The sequence below is a fragment of the Zoogloea dura genome, assembly GCF_012927165.1.
GTDB lineage: Bacteria > Pseudomonadota > Gammaproteobacteria > Burkholderiales > Rhodocyclaceae > Zoogloea > Zoogloea dura.
The window spans coordinates 17,477-33,581 of the sequence record NZ_JABBGA010000011.1 but is presented as its reverse complement, the minus strand read 5'-3'; the positions used below and the strand labels follow the sequence as shown (position 1 = coordinate 33,581).

Here is a 16,105-nt window from a genome sequence, read left to right as displayed (position 1 = left end):
GATCAGGCCAGGGCGGCCAGCGCGGCGGTGTAATCCGGCTCGTTCTTGATCTCCGGCACCAGCTCGCTGTGCAGCACCTTGTCGTTCTCGTCCAGCACCACCACGGCACGGGCGGTCAGGCCGGCCAGGGGGCCGCTGGCCAGGGCCACACCGTAATCCTTGATGAAGGCCGCGCCACGCAGGGTGGACAGGGTCACCACGTTGGACAGGCCTTCGGCGCCGCAGAAACGGCTCTGGGCAAAGGGCAGGTCGGCGGAGATGCACAGCACGACGGTGTTGGCGATCTCGCTGGCGGACTGGTTGAACTTGCGCACGGAGGTGGCGCAGGTGGGCGTGTCGATGCTCGGGAAAATGTTCAACACCTTGCGCTTGCCGGCAAAACTGGTGAGGGCGGTGTCGGACAGATCCTTGGCGACAAGAGTGAAGGCCGGCGCTTGCTGGCCCTTCTGGGGCAGATCACCCTCCACCTGCACGGGGTTGCCACCCAGGGTAACGGTCGAAGACATGGAAAAACTCCTTGGGGATCATCATGTTGTTGTAGGCGCGCAGGCCATGCGGCCCACGCGGGCACTCATGTTAGGGCCTCCCGGCGGGCTCCGCCAGCCTTTCCTGGCCGTGCCGGCTGCGCTACAGCGTCTTGAGGTACTCCACCAGGCGCTCCTTGTCGGCGGGAGCCAGCCCGGTGCCGAAATTGTGTCCGCCATTGCCATTGCCCCGCTCGGCCGTGTCGAGGCGGGAACCCGCCCGGCGGGCCTCCTCGCCATCGCTCACGAAGCCCACCTTCACCGGGTCATACACATCGTAGCCCCGCCAGAACACCCGCGGCCGGCGCTCCGGTGGCTCCAGCAGATCCCGCAAGGTCGGCACGGCGCCGTTGTGCAGATAGGGCGCCCTCAGCCAGATCCCGTCCAGGAAGGGGATCTTGTAGCCGGGCAGGGGCGCCTCCACCAGCCCCTTGCGCTCGATACCCATCTTGCCGACGATCCGGTTGGCGGCCCTGGCCGCGTCGGGGTTCCAGGACTCGAGACGGCCGGGGTCAGTCCCCGCCTCGGCCAGGGGGATGCGGGTGCCCACGCGCGTGCCGGCATGGCAGGCCGCGCATTCCGCTGCGAAGATGGCCCGGCCGGCCGCAGCCTTGTCGCCATCCACCGGGAAGGGGTATTTCGGCGGCGGCAGCCTGGACAGGAAATCCTGCAACCAGGCCATCTGCTTGCGAAAATCTTCCGGATCGGCCGGTGCGGCGGCCATCACCCCGAGGGCTGAATCGATCATCACCGAATGCACGTCGTGGGTGTCGCCGGCGTAGTTGGGCAGTTGCCCGGTCTCCGCCTTGTACTTGGCCAGGTTCCAGATGGCGGGTATGTCGGCGGGCCCGTAGGTCTCGTCCATCGGCGCGCGGATCAACAGGTATTTGGTGAGGTTCATGCCGTCATCACGCCCGCGCCCCCAATCGGGAAAGTCGGGACGGTAGATCCAGGCGAATTGCGCCTCGCGCTCGAGCAGGCGCTGGCGGGTCATGGGAATGATCACGAAGCGGTAGAGCAGCCGGTCGATCAGGTCGAGCTTGGTGACCCGGTTGATCTCGGCCATCAGGATGTCCGCGTTGAAGCGCGGATCACGGGCGCAGTCGATCAGCAGGCGGAAGAAATTCTGCAGGTTCAGGGTGTGCCCCGGCCCGCCGGACACGAACACCGGGTTGGAGTCGGCGCTCACCCGGTAGCTGGTGGTATGGCAGACCGCACAGTTGTTGGCCACCCGCGGAAAACCGATGGTCTTCTTGGTGAAGCCGACGGGCAGCTCCTGGCCCTGCTCCCAGGCCACTCCGAGCGCCGCGTAGCCGCCGGCCACCACCTGGCCGTCCTGCCGGAACTTCTCGGGAAAGACCCGTGGCAGCACGTAGAAGATCCAGTAGGGGATCCCGGCCTCATGCTCGGCGCCGATGGAGCCATAGCGGTAGCGACTGTCCGGCGTTTCGAAGACCCAGGCAGGCTGGGGCTCCTCCCGGAAGCCGCGGCTCCAGCCCAGGTAGGCGGCGGCCACCAGCAGGACCGCCAGCAGCCCGCAGGCGATCCGCCGCCAGGCCCGGCGATCACGGGGATTAAAGCTGTTCATGGCACCCTCCGCTCAGAATGTCTTCAGGTATTCGACCAGCGCCGCCTTGTCGTCGGCGGACAACTCGGTGCCGTAGGCCTTGCCCTCGTGCCCCCCATTGCCGTTGCCGGGCTGGCGGGTATCGAACTCGAACAGGGGCCGCCCGGCCACCTCCGCCTTGTCGGAAGCAAAGCCCACGCGTAGCGGGTCGTACAGGTCATTGCCCCGCCAGAACACCGCAGGGCGCCGGGAGGCGGGTTCCAGCAGATCACGCAGGCTGGGTACCGAGCCATTGTGCAGATAGGGGGCGCGCAGCCAGATGCCGTCCAGGGGCATGTTGGCGTAGCCGTGGGTCTTGCGGAAACGGGTGAAGCGCCACGGATAGCCCGCATACAGGGTGGCCTGGTTCACCGCCAGCGTATAGGTGTAGGAATCCAGGCGACGACGGTCGGTGCCGATATCGGCAAGGGGCGTCACCCGCCCTACCTTTTCACCGCTGAAGTCCCGGCCGCTGGCGCCATGGCAGGCGGCGCAGTATTCCCGGTAGAGCGGCGCCCCTCGCTCGGCGAGGGCTTTATCCACCGGGAACAGGGTATCGAAGCGTGGCGGCTCGGCATCCATGATCCAGCCTTCCACGCGGCGGATGCGTGGCAGGTCGATGGTGGGCGGGGTGGTGCCGGTGCCGAAGGCGGCGCTCTTGTTTCGCTCGGTCATGTCAGAGTTGTTGCCGTCCCAGTGCAGCTCCATGGCCCGCGGCTCGCGGCGCGGGCGCTGCAGCCAGATCGACGGGAAGTCCGCCGGGGCATCGAACTCCTTCGGGTCGAGCCGGTGCATCGGAAAGTTGAAGATCACCTTGGCCGAGTTGAAGGTGTCGACCCGCCCCGGCCCCCACGCCTTCTGCTCGAAGACCCACTCGAAGCGCCCCTTCAGGGCCAGCACCCGGTCGCGCATGATGCCGATCGCCAGGGGATACACGAGGTAGCGGTCGAGCAGGTCCAGGTCGGCGCCCTGCCGCTGGATCTCGGGGATCAGATACTCCTGGGAGAACTTCGGATCGGCAGCGCAGCGGAAGAAGAACTCCTCGAAGGCCTTCATGTTGAACAAGGCTGCCGGCATGCCAGGCACCAGCAGCGGCGGCGTGTCGGCGGCGGCCCGGACGGTGCTCACATGGCACACCGCGCAATTCACGAAGACCCGGTCCACCCCTTGGTAGCGACGCTTCGAGGTGCCGACAGGCAGGTCCTTGAGGCTACCATCCGGGTTCTTCTCGTAGATCATGCCAATCGACTGATAGCCCGGCCCCGGCAGATAGTGGCCGCACACCTCGGGCAGCGCGCGCCAGATCCAGTAGGGAAAGCCCATCTCGTGCTCGCCGCCGGTGGAGCCGTACTTGAAGTGCTCGACCGGATCGGCATAGTCCACCGGCGTGTCGGCCCCGAAGCGCCCGAGCAGCCACAAGCCCAGGCTGGCCGGCAGGATCACGGTCAGCGCAAACAGGATCAGGAAGCGATGCTTCCACGGGAGGGAGGGCACGGTGGGGCGGGTCATGGTCGCATCCCTTCAAGGACGGGCTGGAGCCAGGCAGGGGCGGAGCGCTTCGTAGCCCCCGGCCAGCAGGGTCGGCAGATCGGGCTCGCGCCCGCTTTCGGCCACGAGCATGCGGCGGATGGTCGCCTCCAGTGCGGCGCGCTCCGCCCCCTGAGCCCAGGCCTCGGCGTGGGTGCCGAAGGCCGGCAGCATGGTCTCCGGCGGCATGGGGGTCTTGGCGCGCTGGGCGCGGGGCAGGCTGGCCATGGCCAGGCGTACGTAGATCCGCGGCGCGCACTGGCGCAGCCGGGCCTCCAGGGTCTCTGCCGGCCCCTGCAGGAAATTGGGCGGAAAGGTCTCGGCGCTCCAGTGGCAGGCCGCGCACCAGGCATGGAAGGCCGCCAGGGAAGGTGCCAGCCCGCGGGTCTCCGTGGTGGGCAAGGCGGCGGGCAGCTCCAGCTGCGGCACCGGCAGCGTGCCAGAGGCCGACGGTGGGAGGCGCTCCCCCAGCTCGAGCAGGAGTGCATTCAGCAAGGCCTCGCGGGGCAGCGGGCGGCCATCCAGCAAGGCCTGCCATGACGGCTGCCCGGCCAGGCGGCGGAACGCGGCGGCGAGGGCGGCGTGGTCGTCCCGCAACACCAGCCGGAGTGTTCCGTTCCCGTTCTTCAGCCCCGACATGTCCAGCCGCTCAAGCCAGTTGCCACCCGCCAGGCGCAACGCCGTAGCCGGCCGCAGAGTGAAGGCGGGATGCGGCAGACCGCCGGCCAGGCGCAAGCCCTCGACCCGCCCGGCGGCCGGATCGAGGCGCAGGCGGCTGCCGTCGGCGCCGAGGCATTCGCGCTCCGGCCCGGAGGCCGGCTGCGTGCATTCCAGCGCGATCACCAACCGCGGCAGGGCCGCCGCGCGGCGCGCCAAGGCCGCCATCAGGCCCGGCCAGCGGCCGTCGACGACAAACCCGGCGACGGCCTCGACCGCCTCGTCCACCGCCTGCGGCGAGTCGCTGCGCCAGACCTGCTCGGCCGCGCGCGGCAGCAGCGGGTCGAAGATTGCCGCAACGTTCGAGCGGGCCACCTGCTCCGCGGGGGAAGACGGCCAGGCAGCGCCGTCCGGCAAGGGATTGCGATTCGGCAGATCCGGGCGCCCCAGGGCCAGGCCGGCCGGCCAGTTGCGGGCGGCCGTGCGCCGCAGCGGCGCGGCACTGACCTCCTCGAAGGCCGCATCGGGCGGCAGGCGCCGATCGTCCCCCAGACGCAGGCGCAGGGCGGCCTGCCACAGGCCGGCCCGGCAGCGCCAGCCCGCCTCGCCATCGCCACAGCCTTCGCGCCACAGGCGCTGGGCCAGGGCCAGCCGGTTGGCGCGACGCACCGCCACATCGATGGCATAGGGCAGATCCACCCCGCGCTCCGGTGGCACACCGTAATAGCGGCGCCCGGTCGCCTTGAGGCGGGCCGCAATGGCCGGATTGGCGTTGGTCTCGTCCCACAGGGCACGGGAGAAGATCGGCGCCCCGTTCTGATGGCAGGCAAAGCAGATGTTACGGTTGGCCTGGAAGACCCTCGGCTGCCCGCCGGCCCGGTAGTCCTTGACCAGCTGGAACTCGAAGCGGCCGGCCTCTTCGTTGTAGCTGATGACCTCGAGCACGGCAGACTTCTCCTGGTAGCCGATGTACAGGCGGTCCTTCAGCAACAGGGACGACCCCGCAGCTGGCGGGGCATCCACCGCCACCACCACCCGGGGAAAGCGGAAGTAGTCCGGCGCTGCCGCAGTGCGCTGCAGGGAACGCCCGAGGGGCAGCAGCACCGCCTTCAGCGGCGGCAGACCACCCGGTGCAGCGGGCGACAACTCGCGATTGATACGCGCAACCAGCCTTTCGAAGGGAAAAGGCAGCGCGTGACGATCACCGGATGGCGCGGCAAACAGGCGGTCGAACAGGGATGCTCCCCGGGGAGGCAGATGCGCCCCGGGCCGGGCCGGATCCACGACCCAGGCCGCATCTGCCACATCGGACGCCTCAGCCCCGCAGGCTGCCCACATGACCAGGACACCCGCCACCAGCCCCTGCCGCCAACGGCTGATCATCCACGCGCTCCATACGGGCCGCCGCCGTCAGCCGGCCGAGGCGAGTATCCGCCGGGGCTGGGTGCCGGACCAGCAATCCTCCTGGGCCTGCCCCGTCTTCACAAAGGCGTCCCGCCCCTGCTCGTCCATGGCCTTGTTGTAGAGGGTGAAGTTGAGAGCGAAGCCCTTGTCGAGGTAGGCCCGCCCCAAGTAGAGGCCGGGCCGGATCATGCGGATCTCGTCACGCACGCGCAAGCCGCGGCGCCCCGCCAGAAAGTCGGGGTTCTCCTGGTAGCCCGGGATCTCGTCGGTGAAGAAGTAGTCGATGATGATGGACTCCCGCCGCGCGTCCAGCAGGCTCTGCCCGCAGTACAGCTTGGCCGGGAAGAGCAGCCAGGTCTCCTTGCCGTTGAAGTCCATCTTCTTCGGATCACCCTGCACCAGCCCCATCTTCTTGAGCAAGGACAGGTCCTCAATGCGGTTCCGCAGCACCCGCTCGTTGCGATAGAAGACCTTGCCCCGCCACAGGGTCTCGCCCACATCCTCCAGCACCAGGCCTTTCAGGTGCAGGGCCGTGCCGGTAAAGCCGCCGACGATCTCGGACAAGCGAAACTTGCCGCCGCCGCCGCGGGGCAGCAGGATCTTGCCGTCGAAGGCACCATCCGGAATGGGGCCGGCGCTGAGGCGGGCATAGATCTGGTCGATCTGCTCCTGGTCCAGCGTGGCCAGGTATTCGGGCGTGATGCGGGCCAGCTCGACCGTGGGGATCGGATAGGCATGATCCACCAGGGCCAGATCCGGCTTGGAGGCGTAGGACTTGTCCCAGGGGGCGAAGGGGATGTTCGGCGGCGGCGTCTCCTTGTTGCAGGCGCTCAGGGCAAGGACGGCAAGGGCCAGAGGGGCGAAGACTGCAGTGCGGGCACGCATGGCGGTTCTCCTCACAGGGTGGCCAGGAAGGCGGTGACGGCCTTCTTGTCCGCGTCGGAAAGGTCTTCGCCGAAGCGGTGCCCCTCGTTCTCGACCATCTGGTCGCAGGTCTGGTAGTGGGCGGCCAGGAAGTCCCGCTTCTCGCGCAGGATCTCCACGAAACGCGCCGGATTCTTGAGCACCTCGTCGGCGATGGCCTGCAGGGTCGGCACCAGGTCCTTCCGGCCGGCCGCCTCCAGGCGGGCCGGGTCGCGCTTGGCCAGGAACAGGTCGCCGATCAGCTGCTTGTGCAGCAGGCCGTTCAGGAAGCCGGCACTGGCCCCCATCGGGATCTTCACCTGGCCGAAGCCGCCCAGAGGCTTCTCGGCCTTGCCATCCAGGGGCCGGATGCCCAGGTCGATCAGCAGGTCGGCATTGGTCAGGGTGATCTTGCGGCCGCGGGCCTTGGGGTTGAGGAGCTCCTGCATCGATCGCTTGTAGAGATCGAAACGCCCCTCCACGCTCGGGTCGTAACGCACGCAGGCGGGCTGGCTCGCCAGCAGGACGTTGTTCTCGTCGGCATAGCGGGCCCGGTGGAAGTCGTTGTCCTTGTTGGCCGGGTTGCCGCACACTTCGGGCCCGATGGCGTTGTTGTGCATGAAGGGCGCGGTAGCCCATACATTCACTAGCGAGATGTTGCGGTAATAACCCCGGCCACCATTCTTGAGGGCCTCTGGCTCGGGGATGTCGGCCACCACCTGGCGGGTGCGCAGGGCGTCCGATGCGTACTCCATGTAGAGATGCCCCGCCATGTGGTTGGAGTGCAGGGCCCGGCAGCGGAAGGTGCCCACCTCGGTGACCGGCGTGGCCTGGTCATTGCCCAGGAAGTCGGCGCGCACCTTGCGGGGGTGGGCCTCGTTCGGCGCCGCGAAATCACGCCCCTTGAAGGCTCCGCCCTCGGCCTCCGGGATGCTCGAGTGGCAGCGCGCGCAGTTCTCGGCGAAGACCGTCTGGCCCCGTGCCACGGCGCCCTTGCCGAACTCCTTCTCAAGGTCGGCCACCAGCTCGGCGTGACCATATGTGGCCGTCGCGCCCTTCGCCTGGCGGGCATTCGCGCGTGCCACCTGCAGGTCGGTCTGGTCCGACTCGGCGGAGGCAAAGAAGTCCAGGATGTTCTGCAGCCGGTCTTCCACCGCCCGGAAGTTGGGGCAGTCACGCCGGCACTGGCCCACGTTGAAGGGCGTCTGGCCGAAGCCGCGCTGTTCCGGGTCCACCTGGCGCATGTCGGTGAAATGATTGACCCAGCACTGCTCCGAGCAGGAGCCGATGTTGAAGTACACACGCTGGATCGCCTCGTGGGCGCCAGTGGAGTCTTCACTGCCCTTCAGGATGTGGTGGATGCCCGGCAGGTTGACCTTGGTACCGCCCAGGAACACCGGCGTGACGTCGTCCGTGCGGGTGGAGAACTGCCAGCACTTGCCGTCGCGACCGGGTTCGCACCAGCACTTGGCCTCATCCTGCCCGGCAGCGCAGCTGGCCACCTTGCGCCATTTGGTCACCGGCTCGCCCTTGAAGACCGGGCGCTGGGCCACGTTGAAGAGGCCGTTGATGGTGCCCGGGTTGTTCACCTGGTCATGGGAGATCGCCGAGGTGTCGGTCACCCCTGGGCGGGCGTGGGCGAACATCTGGTATTCCAGCGCCGTCTTCGGCATGCCCGAGCCGAGCAGTTCGGACATGCGGGTGTACTGGTTGCCGACCAGGCCCTTGATGTTCTCCCACTTGGGATGGGCCGGATCCGCCGGCGGGTTGAGGGGGTCGAAGGCGATATGGCAGGAGCCGCAGGAAGTGCCGATCAGGAAGGGCGGCTCGACCGAAGCATCCGCCAGCTTGCTGACCCGGCTGTCGGACTCGATGCCGGTGACGGCGTCGAGCTTGCGGTTGAAGCCGGCCCAACTGGCCGTGCCACCGTTGAGGGCCTTCCATTTCTCGGGATCGAAACGCGGATTGGGAAACTTGCGGATCCCCAGGGCGCCGGTGGAGGTGCCGAAGCGCAGGTCACAGGCGCTGTGGCGCTGGTCCACCTTGCCGCCCTTGGTGTGCGGATCCTCGGGGTCGAGGGCGGCATCCTGCAGCCCGCAGGCCGGGTCCACGTAGCCCGGCTTGCCCACGAACTTGAGCAGCACGTCGTCGCCGGGACACCAGTCGAGGCCATAGGTGTCGTCCAGGGATTTTGCCGGGCAATCCGCCTCGCCCGGCTTGCAGCAGGACGGGTCGTTGATGATTCCCCAGGCCCAGAAGCGGTCGTCCCGCTGGTCCGCGCGGAGCACCCTGAACCAGTCCACCAGCACCCCGACGCGCTGCTGGAAGGTGTAGGTGTGAAAGCGCTCGTTGCCGCCGGTGGCCTTGAACCAGATCAGGCGGCCCACGCATTCCGAGGCGTTGAGCCCCTCCCGGGCGCAGGCCTCCATGTAGGGTGCGTTCTGGTCCTGCACACCGGGCTCGGGCCGGGCCGCAGCCTGGGCGGGCACCGCGGCGGCCGGCGGATCGGCGGCCTGAACGGGAATCAGCGGAGGAGGATCGGCGACGCCGCTGTAGTAGATGCCGGACAAGACAGCGATGGCCGCAACAACGGCCCAGAGGGTGCGCTTCATGGATGCATCCCTTCCCTGAAATGGGATACCGGCGCCCTCTTCCTCCATGGCGGGATCTGCTGCCCCTGTGCCTGGCTGAAGGTCTCTCTGCCGGAGCCGGTGATGATGGTGTTATAGCAAACAACATCCCATCGGCAATCGGCAAAAACGCCGGAGCGCTCGCCACGGCGCGCCCGGCAGGCTGGTCAGGGCAAGCCCTGATCCCAATAGGGCGACGCCCCGATGCGTTCCGCCAGGTAGTCCGCCAGGGCCCGCACCCGGGTCGGCAGGTAGCGATGGCTTGGGAAGATCAGGTAGATCCCCAGGTCGAGCCCGGGAAACTCCGGCAGGAGCACCTCCAGCAAGCCCGCCTGCACCGCAGGTGCCGCGATGAAGCTGGGTTGCCGGGTGATGCCCAGGCCACGCTGGCAGGCATCCAGCAGGGCGTCTCCGCTGTTGGCCTGCAAACGCCCCTGCACCGGCACCCACTGCGTCTCGCCCTCCACCCGGTACGGCCAGGCGGCCCGCGAGGTGCCGGTGTAGCCCAGGCAGTGGTGCTGCGCCAGATCGGCCGGCACCCTGGGGCTACCGTGGCGGGCCAGGTATTCCGGCGAGGCCAGGGTCAGCAGCCGCGAGGTGCTGATGCGGCGCGCCACCTGGGTCGGGTCGAGCTGGGTGGTGATACGGATCGCCATGTCCAGCCCACCCTCGATGAGATTGACCTGGCGATCGTTGAAATCGATGTCGAGGCTGACCTCCGGGTAGGTGGTCACGAAGTCGGCCACCAGCGGGGACAGGTGGCGCACCCCGAAACTCACCGGCACGCTGATGCGGATCGGGCCGCGGGGCGCCCGGTCGGCGCCGGACAGGTTGCCCTCCGCCGCCTCCACCAGATCGAGGATCTCACGGCAGCGCTCCAGGTAAACCTCGCCCTCGGCGGTCAGCCGCAGGCTGCGCGTGCTGCGGGCCAGCAGCTTGACCCCCAGGTGGGCCTCGAGCCCGGCCACCACCCGCGTCACCATCGACCGGGCCACTCCGAGATGCTCCGCCACCGCAGTGAAACTGCCGGTTTCAGCCACCCGGATGAACACCTCCATACCTTGCAGACGATCCATTGTTCTACTTCTTGCAACAAAGATTTCTCTATTAAAGGCTATTTCACGACGAATCAAAAGCCTAAAGTCTGCTCAACTCATTCAAGCAACCCGGACAGCCACTCATCATGATCCTCGTCACCGGCGCCAACGGCCAACTCGGCCGGCGCATCGTCCAGCACCTGATCGCCCGCGAGCCCGCCCTCCTGGGCGGCCGGCTGGCCATCAGCGTGCGCGATCCGGCCCGGGCCGGCGACCTGGCCAGGCGCGGCGTGCTCGTCCGACAAGGCGACTTCGGTCAGCCGGAAACCCTGGCGGCGGCCTTCGCCGGCGCCGAACGGCTGGTCCTGGTGTCCACCGACGGCCCGCGGGATGTGCGCATCGCCCAGCACCGCAATGCCATCCGGGCTGCGCGGGAGGCCGGCGTCCGGCACATCCTTTACACCAGCTTCATGGATGCGGATGCGGCAGCCCCCACCGAACTCGCCATCGTCCACAAGGACACCGAGGCCACGCTGGCCGACAGCGGCATGGATCACACCATCCTGCGCAACACCCTCTATGCCGACGACCTGTGCCTGCTCGTCACCCCGGAACTGCAACAGGATGTACTGCGCCTGCCCGCCGGTGACGGCGCGGTGAGCCTGGTGTCCCGCAACGAACTGGCCCAGGCCATCGCCGCGGCGGCCCAGGCGCCCCGCCTGGACAAGCGGATCTACACCCTCACCGGCCAGTCGTCCGCCAGCTATGCCGACATCGCCGCCCGCATCGCGCGGGTCAGCGGCAAGCCCCTGGCCTACCAGCACGTGACTCTTGACGACTACGTCGGGAGCTTGGTCGCTGCCGGCATCCCGGCCTGGTTTGCCGCCGCGCTGGGCGACATGTTCCGCTGCGTCGCAGAAGGCCGCTTCGCCGCGACCACCTGCGACTTCGCCGCCCTGGTCGGCCATCCGCCCAAGTCCCTGGACTGCCTGATCCACGAGTTCTACGCCCCGAGGAATCCGTCATGACGCACCGTCACCCCGTTCTCTTCGTCTCCCACGGCGCACCCGACGTGCTGCTCAAGCCCGGTGCCAGCGTGGCCCTGTGGAAGCGCCTCGGCGCCGACCTGCCACGCCCCCGGGCGATCCTGGTGATCTCGGCCCACTGGGCCAGCCGCGAGCCCACCGTCAGCACGGTGACCCGGCCGGAGACGATCCATGATTTCGGCGGTTTTCCGCCGGCCCTCTACGCCATGCAATACCCGGCACCGGGCGCCCCGGAGCTGGCCACCCGGGTCCACGACCTGCTGCGCGAAGCCGGCCTGCCCTGCGCCGAGACCCCCGAACGGGGCCTGGACCACGGCGCCTGGATTCCCCTCACGGCGATGTACCCGGAAGCCGACATCCCGGTGGTGCAGCTGGCCCTGCAGCCCAATGCCGGAACCGACTGGCACCGGCGCCTGGGCGCCGCCCTGCGCCCCCTGCGCGACGAAGGTGTGCTGATCCTCGCCTCCGGTGCGGTCACCCACAACTTCGGCTGGCTCACCTGGGGCGAGAACAGCAAGCCCTACGAAGCAGCCCGCGCCTTCGCCAACTGGCTGGCCGAAGCCCTGTCCCGCGACGACCGGCCGGCCCTTCTCAACTACCGGCAGGCTTCCGAACACGGTGCCGCCGCCCACCCCAGCGAGGAGCACCTGCTGCCCCTTTTTGCCGCCCTGGGCGCCGCCGGCCACGGAGAGATTCCCGTCCGCCTGGAACCGGAATACACCTACGGCGGTCTGGCCATGGACGCTTATCTCTGGCAGGACGCCAGCCCTGCCCCCTTCAATCCGGAGCACTGAAATGAACACCACCGCCCCCCGCTACAGCGGCCCCGCCATTGCGGCCCACTGGCTGATCGCCGCGCTGATCCTGGTCGCCTTCCCGCTGGGCGTGTACATGCACGACCTGCCCCTGTCGCCCAACAAGCTCAAGCTCTACTCGTACCACAAGTGGATCGGCATCACCGTGCTGCTGCTCTTCGTGCCGCGCATCCTGTGGCGCATCACCCACCGCCCGCCGGCAGCGCTGCCGATGCCGGCCTGGCAGCACAAGATCGCCGAGGGCACTCATCACCTGCTCTACCTGCTGATGTTCCTGGTCCCGCTGACCGGCTGGCTGATGAGCTCGGCCAAGGGCTTCCAGGTGGTGTATTTCGGCGTACTGCCGCTGCCCGACCTGATCGGCAAGAGCGAAGAACTGGGCGACCTGTTCAAGGAGGTGCATGAAGCCCTCAACTGGGCCCTGCTGGTGCTGGTCGGCCTGCACGTGGCCGGCGCCCTCAAGCACGTGATCCTCGACAAGGACGGCACCCTGCGCCGCATGCTGCCCTTCGGCAAATAAACCCAGACCTCAAGGAGAGACCATGAAGATCCAGACCCTGACCCTCAACGCTGCGCTGAGCACCGCCCTGCTGCTGGCCGGCAACGCCCACGCCGCCGAATTCAACCAGGTGGATGCGGCCAGGAGCAGCCTCGCCTTCTCGTCCAAGCAGATGGGCGTACCGGTGCCCGGCAGCTTCAAGCGCTTCACCACCCAGATCGCCTTCGACCCGGCCAAGCCCACCGCCGCCAGCACCACCCTCGAGATCGACCTGGCCAGCATCGACGCCGGCTCCAAGGACGCCAACGACGAAGTGGTCGGCAAGCAGTGGTTCAACGTCAAAGCCTTCCCCACCGCCAAGTTCGTGTCCACCGGCGTCAAGGCGCTCGGCGGCAACCGCTTCGAGGCCATCGGCAAGATGACCATCAAGGGCCAGACCCGTGACGTGGTCGCCCCCTTCACCTTCAAGCAGGACGGCGCCAGCGGAGTGTTCGACGGCGGCTTCGTGCTCAAGCGCATGGAATACAACATCGGCGAAGGCCCGTGGGCCGACGTATCCGCCGTCGCCAACGAGATCGAGATCAAGTTCCACGTGGTGGCCAACGCCGCCAAGAAGTAACCCTGTTTCCCTTACTCATAGACCCAACGGAGAACTCCATGAAGAAACTCGCCGCCCTGGCCATTGCCGCCACCCTGTCCACCGCCGCCTTCGCCGCGCCGGAGACCTACACCATCGAAGGCACCCACACCTTCCCGCGCTTCGAGTACAGCCACTTCGGCTACTCGACCCAGCTCTCCCGCTTCGACAAGACCACCGGCACCATCACCCTGGACAAGGCCGCCAAGACCGGCTCGGTGGACGTGACCATCGACACCACCTCGGTGAACACCGGCTATCCGCTGTTCAACCAGCACATCCAGGGCGAAGACTTCTTCGACACCGCCACCTACCCGACCATCACCTACAAGTCCACCAAGGTGAACTTCGACGGCGACAAGCCCACCAGCATCGAAGGCAACCTGACCGTCAAGGGCGTCACCAAGCCGGTCACCCTGACCGTCACCTCCTTCCACTGCATGCCCCACCCGATGCTCAAGAAGGACGCCTGTGGCGCCAACGCCACGGCGACCATCAAGCGCAGCGAATTCAACGCTGGCAAGTACGCTCCCTACGTGGGCGACGAGGTCAAGCTGACCATCGCCGTCGAAGCCTACAAGCCCTGATCGACGTGCTCTGCTGCCGCAGGGAGGCGCCTTCCCGCCCGCCTGCATGAAAAAATTCGCGCCCGGATCTGCCCAAAACGGGGCAATCCCGGGCGCGAATCCATTCCCGCCGCGTATAATTATGAATTCTCGCTCAACCGCAGCGCTCATTTGAGGCACTGACGGTTCCCGGCAGGATCTCGCAACTTAGTCCCATCAGGCGCCCGGCCCGGTCATCCCGAGCCAGGGGTCGTCCGTTCATTTCCGCAGATCACGCCAACACGGGGTCCCCAAAGGCTCCCGCGGAGCCCTGTTGAGCCCCGATTTCTGCAATGGAGGACGCGCAAGCCCCATGCGCAAGGACACACACCGAATGCCAGCGATGGATGCACTCAAGGCCCTCGCCTGCATCGCCATCGTGGTACACCACCTGGCCTTCTACGGCCCCATGGCCGACATCGCCCAGCCCTTGATGCCGGGCCTCGTGCAGTGGTTCAACGACTACGGCCGCATGGCCGTGCAGGCTTTCCTGGTCGCCTCCGGCTTCCTGTTCGCCAGCAAGTTCGGCCCCTTCGGCCTGCCGGCCGGCGCCTCGCCGCTGGCCCTGGTGCTGCAGCGCTACATCCGCCTTGTGATGCCCTACTCCGCCGCCATCTTCCTGGCCGTGGCCTGTTCGGCGGTGGCCAGCGTGTGGATGGACCACCCCTCCATCTCGGCGGCGCCCGACCTCGGCCAGCTGCTCGCCCATGTCCTCCTGCTGCACGACCTGCTGGACCAGGAGGCCCTGTCCGCCGGGGTCTGGTACGTAGCCATCGACTTCCAGCTGTTCGCCCTGGCCATCCTGCTGCTGTGGCTGCCAACCCGCCTGGCCCGCCGTGATCCGCGCCTGGCCCTGCTGGCGCCGGCCCTCATCGTGCTGATGACCGCCGCCTCGCTGTTCGGCTTCAACCGCGACGCCCTGTGGGACGAGAGCGCCTTCTACTTCTTCGGTGCCTTCGGGCTCGGCATGCTGGCCTGGTGGGTCTCCGGCCAACCGCGGGCCGGACGCTGGCTGGCCCTGCTGGCCCTGCTCGCCCTGGCCGCGCTGGCCGTCGAGTTCCGCGCCCGCATCGCCGTGGCCACCGGGGTGATGCTCTTCCTCGGCCTGAGCCGGCAGCACGGCTTCCTGCACACCCTGCCGGTGCCGGCGGCGCTGAGCCACCTGAGCCGGATCTCCTACTCGGTGTTCCTGGTGCATTTCCCCCTGTGCCTGCTGGTCAATGCGCTGGTCACCACCCTGTTCCCGGTCAATCCGGTGATCAACGCCCTCGGCATGCTGCTGGCCGTGGCGGTCAGCATCGCCGGCGGCCACCAGTTCCACCGGCGCATCGAGAGCCATCCCTTCAATACCCGCACCCGCCTGCTGTTCCCGGCCGGCGTGGTGGCCGGCGGCTGGTTGGCCGCGCTGGCGGCGGCCAACCTGGCCGGCTGATCTTCCGGGCTCAGCCCAGCAAGCCCTCTGCCGGCGAGCTCGGGCTGGCCTGGTATTCCCGGCGCGGCATGCGCCCGGCCAGGAAGGCGTTCCGGCCGGCCTCCACCCCCTGGCGCATGGCCAGCGCCATGCGCACCGGGTCGCCGGCGGCGGCAATCGCCGTGTTCATCAACACCCCGTCGCAGCCCAGCTCCATCGCAATCGCCGCATCCGACGCGGTGCCCACCCCCGCGTCGACGATCACCGGCACCCGCGCCTGGTCGATGATGATGCGCAGGTTCCACGGGTTGAGGATGCCCATGCCCGAGCCGATCAGGCTGGCCAGGGGCATGATCGCGACACAGCCGATCTCCTCCAGCATGCGCGCCTGGACAGGATCGTCGGAGCAATACACCATCACCCGGAAGCCGTCCCGCACCAGGATCTCGGCGGCCTTGAGGGTCTCCGGCATGTTGGGGAAGAGGGTCTCCTTGCTGCCCAGCACTTCCAGCTTGACCAGGTCATGCCCGTCCAGCAGCTCCCGCCCGAGGCGCAGAGTGCGCACCGCCTCCATGGCCGAATAGCAGCCGGCCGTGTTGGGCAGGATGGTGTAACGGCGCGGGTCGATCACCTCCAGCAGATTGGGCTGGCCCGCCTCCTGGCCGATGTTGGTGCGGCGGATCGCCACCGTGACGATCTGCGCCCCGCTGGCCTCGATGGCGTCGCGGGTCTGGGCAAAATCCCGGTACTTGCCGGTGCCCACCAGCAGGCGCGAGCGGAAGGTCTCCCCGCCCATCACGAAGG

14 protein-coding genes are annotated in these 16,105 nt (G+C 68.0%); 6 read left to right on the top strand and 8 right to left on the bottom strand.

Features of this window, described 5'->3' with window-relative positions; translation table 11 throughout:
- Positions 1-2 precede the first annotated feature (2 nt).
- From tpx to HHL15_RS14255, 7 genes are all read right to left on the bottom strand, one after another.
- Positions 3-506 carry a thiol peroxidase gene (gene tpx / locus HHL15_RS14285; protein ID WP_169146459.1) on the bottom strand — a complete coding sequence of 168 codons (504 nt, stop codon included), beginning with the start codon at positions 504-506 and terminating at the stop codon, positions 3-5.
- A gap of 121 nt (positions 507-627) precedes the next feature.
- The gene (locus HHL15_RS14280; RefSeq protein WP_169146458.1) at positions 628-2,112 is read right to left on the bottom strand and encodes a c-type cytochrome; all 1,485 of its coding nucleotides are present in this window, start codon (positions 2,110-2,112) and stop codon (positions 628-630) included.
- 12 nt (positions 2,113-2,124) lie between these two features.
- A complete protein-coding gene (locus tag HHL15_RS14275; protein WP_169146457.1) occupies positions 2,125-3,639 on the bottom strand; it encodes a c-type cytochrome in 1,515 nt (504 codons plus the stop codon).
- Positions 3,640-3,651: 12 nt separating this feature from the next.
- Positions 3,652-5,697 (bottom strand): hypothetical protein, encoded by a 2,046-nt coding sequence (locus HHL15_RS14270; RefSeq protein ID WP_169146456.1) that lies wholly within the window; start codon positions 5,695-5,697, stop codon positions 3,652-3,654.
- Between the two features lie 27 nt (positions 5,698-5,724).
- Positions 5,725-6,603: a hypothetical protein gene (locus HHL15_RS14265; RefSeq protein WP_169146455.1), complete on the bottom strand. Its 879-nt coding sequence runs from the start codon at positions 6,601-6,603 to the stop codon at positions 5,725-5,727.
- Positions 6,604-6,614: 11 nt separating this feature from the next.
- On the bottom strand, positions 6,615-9,233 hold the full coding sequence (locus HHL15_RS14260) for a cytochrome c family protein (protein ID WP_169146454.1): 2,619 nt from the start codon (positions 9,231-9,233) through the stop codon (positions 6,615-6,617).
- Between the two features lie 185 nt (positions 9,234-9,418).
- On the bottom strand, positions 9,419-10,327 hold the full coding sequence (locus HHL15_RS14255) for a LysR family transcriptional regulator (protein ID WP_169146453.1): 909 nt from the start codon (positions 10,325-10,327) through the stop codon (positions 9,419-9,421).
- Positions 10,328-10,434: 107 nt separating this feature from the next.
- Here HHL15_RS14255 and HHL15_RS14250 point away from each other — a divergent pair, with 107 nt between their 5' ends.
- From HHL15_RS14250 to HHL15_RS14225, 6 genes are all read left to right on the top strand, one after another.
- Positions 10,435-11,316, top strand: a complete 882-nt coding sequence (locus HHL15_RS14250; RefSeq protein ID WP_169146452.1) for an SDR family oxidoreductase — start codon at positions 10,435-10,437, stop codon at positions 11,314-11,316.
- Positions 11,313-12,128, top strand: coding sequence for a DODA-type extradiol aromatic ring-opening family dioxygenase (locus HHL15_RS14245; RefSeq protein WP_169146451.1), 816 nt, complete (start codon positions 11,313-11,315; stop codon positions 12,126-12,128). The genes HHL15_RS14250 and HHL15_RS14245 overlap by 4 nt, the downstream gene beginning before the upstream one ends.
- A gap of 1 nt (position 12,129) precedes the next feature.
- Entirely contained in the window at positions 12,130-12,669 is a 540-nt protein-coding gene (locus HHL15_RS14240) for a cytochrome b (RefSeq protein WP_169146450.1), read from the top strand.
- A gap of 22 nt (positions 12,670-12,691) precedes the next feature.
- Positions 12,692-13,267 carry a YceI family protein gene (locus tag HHL15_RS14235; RefSeq protein WP_169146449.1) on the top strand — a complete coding sequence of 192 codons (576 nt, stop codon included), beginning with the start codon at positions 12,692-12,694 and terminating at the stop codon, positions 13,265-13,267.
- A 38-nt stretch (positions 13,268-13,305) separates the two neighbouring features.
- Positions 13,306-13,872: a YceI family protein gene (locus tag HHL15_RS14230; RefSeq protein ID WP_169146448.1), complete on the top strand. Its 567-nt coding sequence runs from the start codon at positions 13,306-13,308 to the stop codon at positions 13,870-13,872.
- Positions 13,873-14,224: 352 nt separating this feature from the next.
- Complete coding sequence (locus tag HHL15_RS14225) at positions 14,225-15,322, top strand: acyltransferase family protein (protein ID WP_206198772.1); 1,098 nt, start codon at positions 14,225-14,227, stop codon at positions 15,320-15,322.
- Between the two features lie 10 nt (positions 15,323-15,332).
- Here the strand turns inward: HHL15_RS14225 and HHL15_RS14220 are convergent, their stop codons facing one another.
- Complete coding sequence (locus HHL15_RS14220) at positions 15,333-16,097, bottom strand: thiazole synthase (protein WP_169146577.1); 765 nt, start codon at positions 16,095-16,097, stop codon at positions 15,333-15,335.
- Between the last annotated feature and the right edge of the window lie 8 nt (positions 16,098-16,105).

What these genes read in the sequence shown, in the direction of transcription:
- tpx (WP_169146459.1), bottom strand. Translation starts at nt 506, where the DNA reads ATGTCTTCGACCGTTACCCTGGGTGGCAACCCCGTGCAGGTGGAGGGT.
- HHL15_RS14280 (WP_169146458.1), bottom strand. Translation starts at nt 2,112, where the DNA reads ATGAACAGCTTTAATCCCCGTGATCGCCGGGCCTGGCGGCGGATCGCC.
- HHL15_RS14275 (WP_169146457.1), bottom strand. Translation starts at nt 3,639, where the DNA reads ATGACCCGCCCCACCGTGCCCTCCCTCCCGTGGAAGCATCGCTTCCTG.
- HHL15_RS14270 (WP_169146456.1), bottom strand. Translation starts at nt 5,697, where the DNA reads ATGATCAGCCGTTGGCGGCAGGGGCTGGTGGCGGGTGTCCTGGTCATG.
- HHL15_RS14265 (WP_169146455.1), bottom strand. Translation starts at nt 6,603, where the DNA reads ATGCGTGCCCGCACTGCAGTCTTCGCCCCTCTGGCCCTTGCCGTCCTT.
- HHL15_RS14260 (WP_169146454.1), bottom strand. Translation starts at nt 9,233, where the DNA reads ATGAAGCGCACCCTCTGGGCCGTTGTTGCGGCCATCGCTGTCTTGTCC.
- HHL15_RS14255 (WP_169146453.1), bottom strand. Translation starts at nt 10,327, where the DNA reads ATGGATCGTCTGCAAGGTATGGAGGTGTTCATCCGGGTGGCTGAAACC.
- HHL15_RS14250 (WP_169146452.1), top strand. Translation starts at nt 10,435, where the DNA reads ATGATCCTCGTCACCGGCGCCAACGGCCAACTCGGCCGGCGCATCGTC.
- HHL15_RS14245 (WP_169146451.1), top strand. Translation starts at nt 11,313, where the DNA reads ATGACGCACCGTCACCCCGTTCTCTTCGTCTCCCACGGCGCACCCGAC.
- HHL15_RS14240 (WP_169146450.1), top strand. Translation starts at nt 12,130, where the DNA reads ATGAACACCACCGCCCCCCGCTACAGCGGCCCCGCCATTGCGGCCCAC.
- HHL15_RS14235 (WP_169146449.1), top strand. Translation starts at nt 12,692, where the DNA reads ATGAAGATCCAGACCCTGACCCTCAACGCTGCGCTGAGCACCGCCCTG.
- HHL15_RS14230 (WP_169146448.1), top strand. Translation starts at nt 13,306, where the DNA reads ATGAAGAAACTCGCCGCCCTGGCCATTGCCGCCACCCTGTCCACCGCC.
- HHL15_RS14225 (WP_206198772.1), top strand. Translation starts at nt 14,225, where the DNA reads ATGCCAGCGATGGATGCACTCAAGGCCCTCGCCTGCATCGCCATCGTG.
- HHL15_RS14220 (WP_169146577.1), bottom strand. Translation starts at nt 16,097, where the DNA reads ATGGGCGGGGAGACCTTCCGCTCGCGCCTGCTGGTGGGCACCGGCAAG.